General features: G+C 63.2%; 7 protein-coding genes and 1 pseudogene. 3 read left to right on the forward strand and 5 right to left on the reverse strand.

The genetic code is table 11. The features are described 5' to 3' along the window. The first annotated feature begins 63 nt into the window (after positions 1-63). Both IAE38_RS14565 and IAE38_RS14570 read left to right on the forward strand, forming a co-directional pair. Positions 64-2,367 (forward strand): fimbria/pilus outer membrane usher protein, encoded by a 2,304-nt coding sequence (locus IAE38_RS14565; protein ID WP_201218128.1) that lies wholly within the window; start codon positions 64-66, stop codon positions 2,365-2,367. Next, the gene (locus tag IAE38_RS14570; protein ID WP_201218129.1) at positions 2,364-3,332 is read left to right on the forward strand and encodes a Csu type fimbrial protein; all 969 of its coding nucleotides are present in this window, start codon (positions 2,364-2,366) and stop codon (positions 3,330-3,332) included. The genes IAE38_RS14565 and IAE38_RS14570 overlap by 4 nt, the downstream gene beginning before the upstream one ends. Positions 3,333-3,335: 3 nt before the next feature. Here IAE38_RS14570 and IAE38_RS14575 read toward each other — a convergent pair whose 3' ends face one another. From IAE38_RS14575 to IAE38_RS14590, 4 genes are all read right to left on the reverse strand, one after another. Continuing rightward, on the reverse strand, positions 3,336-4,484 hold the full coding sequence (locus IAE38_RS14575; RefSeq protein ID WP_201218130.1) for a M14 family metallopeptidase: 1,149 nt from the start codon (positions 4,482-4,484) through the stop codon (positions 3,336-3,338). A 153-nt stretch (positions 4,485-4,637) separates the two neighbouring features. After that, positions 4,638-5,102, reverse strand: a complete 465-nt coding sequence (locus IAE38_RS14580) for a nuclear transport factor 2 family protein (RefSeq protein ID WP_201164301.1) — start codon at positions 5,100-5,102, stop codon at positions 4,638-4,640. Between the two features lie 151 nt (positions 5,103-5,253). Beyond that, the gene (locus IAE38_RS14585) at positions 5,254-5,748 is read right to left on the reverse strand and encodes a DUF934 domain-containing protein (protein ID WP_201218131.1); all 495 of its coding nucleotides are present in this window, start codon (positions 5,746-5,748) and stop codon (positions 5,254-5,256) included. Next, on the reverse strand, positions 5,732-7,384 hold the full coding sequence (locus tag IAE38_RS14590; protein ID WP_028634487.1) for a nitrite/sulfite reductase: 1,653 nt from the start codon (positions 7,382-7,384) through the stop codon (positions 5,732-5,734). Before IAE38_RS14590 ends, IAE38_RS14585 begins: the two co-directional genes overlap by 17 nt. A 213-nt stretch (positions 7,385-7,597) precedes the next feature. On the opposite strand from IAE38_RS14590, the gene IAE38_RS14595 reads away from it, so the two are divergent. Further along, positions 7,598-8,674, forward strand: a complete 1,077-nt coding sequence (locus tag IAE38_RS14595) for an ABC transporter substrate-binding protein (protein ID WP_201218132.1) — start codon at positions 7,598-7,600, stop codon at positions 8,672-8,674. Positions 8,675-8,874: 200 nt separating this feature from the next. Here IAE38_RS14595 and IAE38_RS14600 read toward each other — a convergent pair. Beyond that, a pseudogene (locus IAE38_RS14600) lies at positions 8,875-9,006 on the reverse strand (DUF2970 domain-containing protein); the annotation flags it as partial. Between the last annotated feature and the right edge of the window lie 127 nt (positions 9,007-9,133).

Here is a 9,133-nt window from a genome sequence, read left to right on the forward strand (position 1 = left end):
GATGGTGGGGACCCGCGAGTGAAGCGGTGCACGACGGCCTGCAGTGGGTGCCTGCTGCTGGTCATGGCTGGGCAGCTAACGCCATGGGTGCTGGCGGACGAGCTGCCCCCGCCGCCCACCGAACTGTCGGCGGTGGCCGACGCTACCCTTTATCTGGATCTGTTGGTGAATCAGATGCCCAAGGCTGAACTGGTGCCGGTGCAACAGCGCGCCGGGCAGTTATACGTGGACAGCGCCGTGTTGCAGGCAGCGGGGTTGAACCTGCCAGGCAGCCCGGTCGGCGAGGTGTCGCTGGACGCGGTTGCGGGCCTTCACAGTGACTACGATACCCAGAACCAGCGCCTGCTTTTGCAGGTGCCGGCCGCGTGGTTGCCTGATCAGCAGGTAGGGGATCGCACCCTGTACCCGCCCAGTGAGGCACGCAGCAGCTTTGGCGCATTGTTCAATTACGACCTGTACCTGAACGACACCGATGATGCGGGCACCTACCTGGCTGCGTGGAACGAACTGCGGGTGTTCGACCGTTGGGGCACGCTGTCGAGCACCGGCCAGTGGCGAAGCGCATTCAACGACAGGGGCCGGCGCAGTTCACGCGAGGGTTTTCTACGCTACGACACCACCTGGCGTTTCACCGATGAGCACCGCCTGCTGACCTACGAAGCGGGGGACCTGATCACCGCGGCACTGCCTTGGAGCAGCTCGGTACGCCTGGGTGGCCTGCAGGTGGCCCGCGACTTTGCAGCACGGCCAGACCTGGTGACCTACCCGTTGCCGGCCTTCGCCGGGGAGGCGGCTGTGCCCACCTCGCTGGAGCTGTTCATCAATGGTTACCGGTCCAGCACTGCGCAATTGCAGCCGGGGCCGTATACGCTGACCAACGTGCCGTTTATCAATGGGGCGGGTGAGGCTGTGGTGGTGACCACCGACGCCCTGGGCCGGCAAGTGTCCACCACGTTGCCGTTCTACGTGACCAGCAGCCTGCTGCAGAAGGGCATGTCGGACTACGCGCTGGCGGCCGGTAGCCTGCGCCGCGACTACGGTGTGCGTGATTTCGGCTATGGCCCGGGCGTGTCATCGGCCAGCCTGCGCCACGGCCTGAGTGACACCTTTACCCTGGAAACCCACGCCGAAGTTGCGCCCTCGCTGACGTTGGGCGGGCTGGGCGGCAACCTGCGCGCGGGCCAGTTCGGCGTTATCAATGGGGCGCTGACGCAAAGCCGTTTCCAGGGCGGCCAAGGGCATCAACTGGCATTGGGTTACCAATACAACAGCCAGCACCTTGGCTTCAGCTATCAACGGCTGCAGCGTCGCGGCGACTATGCCGACCTGACACGCGTCGACAGGCCCGATATGCAACTGAGCCGCAGCAGCGAGCAGCTAACGGTCAGCCTGAACCTGAACGAATACGGCAACGTAGGCGCAGGCTATTTCGATGTGCGCGCCGGCGACGGCACCCGTACCCGTCTGTTCAACCTTAGCTACAGCAGGCCGTTATGGGGCAACAGCAGCCTGTACCTGTCGGCCAACCGTGAACTGAGCAGCAGCCAATGGGCCGTGCAGGCGCAGTGGGTGATTCCGCTTGGCCTCAGCGGTACGTTGGCCATTGGCGTCGAGCGTAGCAGGGAGGGGCAAAGCTTGCAGCGCGTCAATTACAGCCACGCCACGCCGTTGGCCACCGGTGTGGGCTACAACCTGGGTTATGCCACGGGCAGTGACCGCCAGGCTTACCGTCAGGCTGACCTGACCTGGCGCCTGCAGGCGGTGCAGATGCAGGCCGGGGTTTACGGCAGCAGCGGCGCGATGACCCGTTGGGCCGACGTCAGCGGGTCGCTGGTGTGGATGGGCGAGGGCCTGTTTGCCGCCAACCGCATCGATGATGCCTTTGTGGTGGTAAGCACTGCGGGCTATGCCGACGTACCGGTGCGCTACGAGAACCAGCAGGTGGGGCGCACCAATGCCAACGGCCAGCTTTTAGTGCCTTACAGCAGTGCCTACTACCGCGGCAAATATGAAATCGACCCTATGGACCTGCCGCCCGACGTGCTCGCCACCCAGGTGGAACAGCGGGTGGCCGTACGCCGTGGCAGTGGTTACTTGCTGGAGTTCGAATTGCGTCGGGTGCTGGCGGCAAGTATCGAGCTGGTGGATGCCGGGCAGCGCCACCTGAGCCTGGGCAGCCGTGTCACACACACGCAGACGGGCGCGCAGGCGGTGGTGGGTTGGGACGGGTTGGTGTATCTGGAAAACCTGGCGACCGCCAACCAGTTGCAGGTCGAGGTCGAAGGGGGTGGGCGTTGTAATGTCGAATTCACATTGCCCGACTCTGCGGGTGCCATAGCGCAAGTCGGCCCACTGGTGTGCAGATGAGTGGCCTGCCAGGCCAGGGCTGGGCACTGGTGGCGCTGCTGTGTGCCGGGCCGGCGTGGGCCAAGTGTGCGGCCGTGCCCACCACGCCAGCGCTGTTCGGCACACTCAATTCCACCCAGGTGCGCAGCGCAGTGCAATCGGCCTCCACGCTCAACGCCGGTTTGCAATGCAATGGGACTGTGCTTGGGGTGCTCAGCGCGTCTGACTCCTTCAAATTGACAGTGCAAGCCGCCACAGGCGGTTTGGTGGGCCCCAATGGCGATGTAATCGCCTACACCCTGTACGCCGATGCCACCAGCCGTTACCCGATCACCCGAGGCGTGGCGTTCGAGTACGGCCGTACCGGTATCCTCGAATTACTGGGGCTATTGGGTGGCGCGCCGAAGGCAGTACCGCTTTATCTGCGTACCCAGCTCGGCAGCAACGTGGCGGCGGGCGTGTATCAGGAGACCCTGACGTTGGGTTGGGCCTGGAATTACTGCGAAGGCATTGGCCTGGCTGGATTATGTGTTGGCCGTGACAACAGTGAGGGCGTGCAGGCCCTTACCGTCAGCCTTACCGTCACCAATGATTGCCAGATCACCACGCCCAACATCACCTTTGCCGCTGCACCCGTGGTAACGGCCTTCGGCACGGTGGCCCAAAGCCTCAACGTTTCCTGCACCAAGGGCAGCAGCTATACCGTTGGGCTGGATGACGGGCAAAACGCCGCTGGGGGGCGTCGGCGCATGAAGTCCAGCGCCAACAACTACTTGGCCTACGACATCTTCAAAAGCGCAGGCACGGTGCGCTGGGGAGCGGCGGGCAGCGCCAGGCGTGCCAGCGCCGATGCAGACATCAACCCAGGTGCGGGCACCGGCACCGGCAGCCAGGTGTTTAACTACAACGCCAGGGTGTACACCGACCAGCCCACACCCCCGGCCGCGAGCTACTCCGACAGTGTGGTACTGGACGTTCAGTTCTGAGGCTCAGCGCAAGCGGTCGACCATGTTCGCCAGCGTATCCAGCACGGCGCTGGCCAGTGCCTTCGACCGTGCGCCCGACCAGCCGGTGACCGCATTGGGTGCGTCGTCATGGTCCTTGAAAGGCATCTCCAAGGTGAGCGACAGGCAGTCGTAGGCCATGCCGACTGCGTTGCAGGCCAGGGTGGTGTTGGCCTGGCCGGGCGCGTCGCGGGTGTAGCCGTGCTGCGTCTGGAAGTCAGCCGTCAGGCTGCACAGGGTGCTGCGGAAGTGCTCTTCAAGCTGGGCGAGGCGTGCAGAGTACCCCGGGTTGCCCTCGCAGGCGGCGGTGAACACGTGGGGGATTTCTTCGTCGCCGTGCACGTCGATGAATGCGTCCACGCCGTATTGCTTCATCTGCGCCTGGGCAAAGAACACTTCAGGCGTGAACTCGATGCTGGCGTCCTGCCAGGCGCGGTTGAGGTCTTTGCCCGGGTAGTTGGTGCGCAGGTGCCCGAGGAAGGCGCCGTCCGGGTTCATGTTGGGGATCAGGTACAGGTCAGCCTTGGCCAACAGCTGCTGAATGGTTTCGTCGTTGGCTTGAAGGCGGTCGATCACGCCCTCCATGAACCACTCTGCCATGTGCTCGCCGGGGTGCTGCTGTGCAATCAGCCACAGCTTGCGCTTGCCCGGCGCGGCGTCACCGGCCCGCAGCAGAGGGATATCGCGGCCCTGCACGCTGCGGCCACTGGCCAGCAACTCGATGCCAGGCACCTGGCGGGCACGTTCGATCAACTGGTTGTGGCGGGCGCGTGAGTAGGGCTCGAAATAGGCGAACCACATCTGTGGTTGCTCAGCTGTCACCTCGAACGAAAGCGCCGTGCCGTCGAACTGGCTGGGCACGCGGAACCAGGTTTGCTGGTCATGGGAGGCCACGGCGTTGTAACCGTGCCAGGCGTTGCGATAGGAGGAGCCGGAGGCGTTTTCCAGGCTGAAACGGTGGGTTTGCCCAAGGGTAAGGCCGCTTGCCTTGAAGTGGAACCACTGGTAGTGGCCACTGTGGGTGTCCGGGCGTATGGCCAGCCGTACATGGGCGGGGTCATTGGCATCGATCACCTGGATGTTGCCGGAATCGAAGTCGCAGTCGATCTGCAGGGGGGACAGCGTCACGGTCATGTGCCGGGCTCCTGTGCGGGCATTGTTGTAGGCCTACTGTACACAACTTGGCGGCTGAACTGCGTGCAGGCAGGGCACCTTGGGCAGCCAGGTTGAAACAAGTGGCCCGCCGGCGTATCCATGCCGCAGCCGCCAAGGCAGCCCGGCCTGGCTTCAAAGCCCCAGTTCAGAGAGGCCGGGGTGGTCATCGGGGCGGCGCCCCAGCGGCCAGTGGAACTTGCGTTCGGTTTCGGCGATGGGGTGCTCGTTGATGCTGGAGTGGCGATTGTGCATCAGGCCGTCCTCAGCAAACTCCCAGTTTTCGTTGCCGTAGGCACGGAACCACTGGCCGCTGTCATCGCGGTACTCGTAGGCATAACGCACGGCAATACGGTTGTCGGTGAACGCCCACAGCTCTTTGATAAGGCGGTAGTCCAGCTCGCGGTTCCACTTGCGGGTAAGGAAGGCTTGTACCTCGGCGCGGCCACGGGGGAACTCGACGCGGTTGCGCCAGACAGTGTCCGGGGTATAGGCCAGGGCGACCTTGGCGGCATCGCGGCTGTTCCAGCCGTCTTCGGCCAGGCGAACTTTCTCGATGGCGCTGTCACGGGTGAACGGGGGCAGGGGTGGGCGGGACATCAGGTAACTCCTCGGCGGGTGACTGTGCAAGAGGAGCGTAGTACGCGGTTGGCCTGAGGAGAATGCTTACCTGCGGGAGTTGATAATTTCGCGTGGTGCAATAGCCAGTTGCGGGCAAGCCCGCGCCCGCAACTGGCTGCAAAGCGAATGATCAGCGACGACGGAACAAGGGCAGGGGCTCGTCGGTGGCGCTTTGGTACGTCACCGAAAAGTCCTTGAGGCTTTGCAGGGCCTCTTCCGGGTTCTTGTCGGCGCGGATGGCAAAGGCATCGAAGCCGCAACGGGCCATGAAGAACAGCTGGTCGCGCAGTACGTCGCCGATGGCACGCAGTTCACCCTTGAAGCCAAAGCGGTCACGCAGCAGGCGAGCATTGGAATAACTGCGCCCATCGGTAAATGCCGGGAAGTTCAGCGCAATCACCTGGAAGTGCTGCACGTCTTCGCCGATTTCTTCGGCTTCCTCATCGCTGTCCAGCCACACACCCAGGCCACCGTCACGGGCCTTGAGGGCATGGGCGTGGTCGCGCCACATCTGCAGGGGCACGATGTAGTCGTCGCAGTTGGTCAGCTCGTCGAACGATGTTTCCTTGGGCAGCAGGTGCCAGGTTTCGTCGACGATCTGGTTGTTCTTAATGATTCGCTGCATACACGCGTTCCTTGAAGGGGTCGATGCCGATGCGCTGGTACGTGTCGATGAAACGCTCGTCTTCGGTGCGTTGCTCGACGTACACGGCAATCAGCTTCTCGATCACGTCGGCCATGTCATCCTGTGCGAACGATGGGCCAAGGATCTTGCCCAGGCTGGCGCCGCGTGCAGCATTGCCGCCCAGCGAAACCTGGTAGAACTCCTCGCCCTTCTTGTCCACGCCAAGGATGCCGATGTGGCCGACGTGGTGGTGGCCGCACGCGTTCATGCAGCCAGAGATGTTCAGGTCGAGTTCGCCGATGTCGAACAGGTAGTCCAGGTCATCGAAGCGGCGCTGGATGGATTCGGCAATCGGGATCGACTTGGCATTGGCCAGCGAGCAGTAGTCGCCGCCTGGGCAGCAGATGATGTCAGTCAGCAGGCCGATGTTCGGGGTGGCGAAGCCCCCTTCACGCAGCTCCTGCCACAGCGCGTGCAACTGGCGCTGCTCAACGTCGGCGAGGATGATGTTCTGCTCGTGGGACGTGCGCAGGAAGCCAAAGCTGTAGCGCTCGGCCAGGTCGGCCACCGCATCGAGCTGCTTGTCGGTGAGGTCGCCTGGCGCCACGCCGGTAGGCTTGAGAGAGAGCGTCACCGCCACATAACCTGGGCGTTTGTGGGCGCGGGTATTGCGCGCACGCCAGCGGGCGAAGCCGGGGAAATCGGCATCCAGCGCGGCGTAGTCGACGTTTTCCAGCGCCAGGTAATCAGGGTCGACGAAGTGGCGCGACACACGCTGCACTTCCGCTTCGGTCAGGGTACTGCTGCCGCCACGCAAGTGGGCCATTTCGGCCTCGACCTTCTGGGCGAACACTTCCGGGGTGAGTGCCTTGACCAGGATCTTGATCCGCGCCTTGTACTTGTTGTCACGGCGGCCGTAACGGTTGTACACGCGCAGGATCGCGTCCAGGTAGCTGATCAGGTCCTGCCAGGGCAGGAACTCGTTGATGAACGAGCCCACCACCGGGGTACGGCCAAGCCCACCGCCCACCAGTACCCGGAAGCCCAGCTCGCCGGCCTCGTTGCGCACCGGCTCAAGGCCAATGTCATGCACTTCGATGGCGGCGCGGTCTTGTTGCGAGCCGTTGATGGCGATTTTGAACTTGCGCGGCAGGAAGGCGAATTCGGGGTGGAAGGTGGTCCACTGACGCACGATTTCGCACCATGGGCGCGGGTCGATGACCTCGTCTGCGGCCACGCCGGCGAATTGGTCGGTGGTGGTGTTGCGCAGGCAGTTGCCGCTGGTCTGGATGGCGTGCATCTGCACGGTGGCCAGCTCGGCGAGGATGTCGGGGATGTCTTCCAGCGCCGGCCAGTTGTACTGCACGTTCTGGCGGGTGGAAATGTGCGCATAGCCCTTGTCGTAGTCGCGGGCGATCTTGGCCAGGGTGCGAACCTGCCGGGCGTTCAGCTGGCCGTACGGCACGGCGACACGCAGCATTGGCGCGAATCGTTGGATGTAGAGGCCGTTCTGCAGGCGCAGAGGGCGGAATTCTTCTTCGCTCAGCTCACCGGCCAGGTAGCGGCGGGTCTGATCACGGAACTGCTTGACGCGGTCCTCGATGATCCGCTGATCGTACTCGTCGTATACGTACATAAAAGTCCTGTCTCAGGCATGCAGCTATTCGCGCGCACGGCCGCGCACTCCGGTACGGAGCCGGGGAACGATAGCAGGTTGCGGTTATGCGCTAAAGTGATGTTTTAGCATATGAAAAGAACCAAATGGACTATGTGAGACTGACTGCCATTTGTGCCGTCGATGGCCTGGGGGCGTTATAATCCGCGGTTTGCTTTGCAGAGATGTCAGCCCATGTTCAAGGCCCTGTGCCAAAGCCTGTGCCTCGCCCTGCCGCTGACGGCGGGGGCGCAAGCGGCTTCGGTGGTTTTCCTCAACCCTGGGTTGTCGAACGAAACCTTCTGGACCAGCTACACCCGCTTCATGCAGGCAGCCGCGGACGAGCTGGGCATGGACCTGCGTGTAGAGTACAGCGAGCGCCGCGCCGATGTGGTGATGAAACAGGCCCGCGCGGCCCTGGATGGGCCGCAGCGACCCGACTACCTGGTGCTGGTCAACGAGCAGTACGTCGCCCCGGAAATCATGCGCCTTTCGCAGGGTACCGGGGTCAAGCTGCTGCTGGTCAACAATGGCCTTACTGCTGGCCAGGCGCGCAGGGTAGCCGCCCAGCCCGACAAATACGCCATGCCACTGGGTACGCTGACCACCAACGATGAACAGGCGGGTTTCCAGATGCTCCATGAGATGGTGGCGCAGTTGCCGAAGGGTGAAGGCACGTTAGACCTGCTTGCCTTTTCTGGCGTAAAGACCACCCCCGCCTCGCAACGGCGTGAAGACGGCATGCGCCGGGCATTGGCGGATTTTCCGCAGGTGCGCTTGCGCCAGGTGGTGTATGGCGGCTGGAGTCGCGAGCGTGCCTATGAACAGGCGCAGCTGCTGCTGCAGCGTTACCCCGACACCCGCCTGGTGTGGTCGGCAAACGACGAAATGGCTTTTGGGGCCATGCAAGCGTTCGAAGAGGCTGGGCGCAAGCCTGGGCGTGACGTGGTGTTCAGTGCGGTGAACAGTTCGTCCGAGGCCCTGCGTGCGCGCATTGACGGGCGTTTGAGCGTGCTGATGGGTGGGCATTTCACCTTGGGAGGGTGGGCCATGGTGATGCTGCACGATGACGCCAGGGGGCTGGCGTTTGCCCGTGACGGTGGTGGCGATTACAGCCTGCCCGTGCTGCAAAGCATTGACCAGGCGAAGGCCAGGCGTTGGCTCAAGCGCCTGGCGCTTGCCGATTACGGTGTGGATTTCAAGGCCTACAGCGCAGTGGGTCACCCGCCCAGCTATCGTTATCCGTTTCTCACGTCACCGGTCGAGTACTGAAAGCCCCTGCTTGAGGGAAGGGCATTGCTGGTCTTAACTGCTGGTGGTGAAGTGCATTCCCATAACCACTACAAGAGGCGATGCAATGGCCAACTCAACCAAGGCGCGCAAACCCGATAGCAGCGTGGATGCCTGGGCAATCCTCTGCCTGATCCTGCTGGTGGTCGTCACCGCGGTGTACTGGGTCAGCCACCAGTAAGCTAGCGTGCCAGGTGCAGGGCCAACTGCACCAGCCCGATCAGAACCGCCACGAAGGCCAGGGTGAACAGCACACCCAGCACAATGAAGTGGCTGGCCTTGCCGTGGGTGAAATCCCGCGCGCGGTTCTTGCCGGGCCAGTCTTGCCTGTGACAGGCGCGATACGGTACCGCGACATGCGCCAGGGCATACGCGCACCAATGGCACAGACCTAATTGGCCCGAAACAAACGTAGGAGCGAGCGCAGCTCGCGATGCGCCG

Origin of the sequence: Pseudomonas sp. S32 (assembly GCF_016648095.1) — a bacterium.
GTDB classification, from domain to species: Bacteria; Pseudomonadota; Gammaproteobacteria; order Pseudomonadales; family Pseudomonadaceae; genus Aquipseudomonas; species Aquipseudomonas parafulva.

Bases quoted from the DNA above. Each gene is read 5' to 3' on its own strand.
- IAE38_RS14565 (WP_201218128.1), top strand. From the start codon at position 64: ATGGCTGGGCAGCTAACGCCATGGGTGCTGGCGGACGAGCTGCCCCCG.
- IAE38_RS14570 (WP_201218129.1), top strand. From the start codon at position 2,364: ATGAGTGGCCTGCCAGGCCAGGGCTGGGCACTGGTGGCGCTGCTGTGT.
- IAE38_RS14575 (WP_201218130.1), bottom strand. From the start codon at position 4,484: ATGACCGTGACGCTGTCCCCCCTGCAGATCGACTGCGACTTCGATTCC.
- IAE38_RS14580 (WP_201164301.1), bottom strand. From the start codon at position 5,102: ATGTCCCGCCCACCCCTGCCCCCGTTCACCCGTGACAGCGCCATCGAG.
- IAE38_RS14585 (WP_201218131.1), bottom strand. From the start codon at position 5,748: ATGCAGCGAATCATTAAGAACAACCAGATCGTCGACGAAACCTGGCAC.
- IAE38_RS14590 (WP_028634487.1), bottom strand. From the start codon at position 7,384: ATGTACGTATACGACGAGTACGATCAGCGGATCATCGAGGACCGCGTC.
- IAE38_RS14595 (WP_201218132.1), top strand. From the start codon at position 7,598: ATGTTCAAGGCCCTGTGCCAAAGCCTGTGCCTCGCCCTGCCGCTGACG.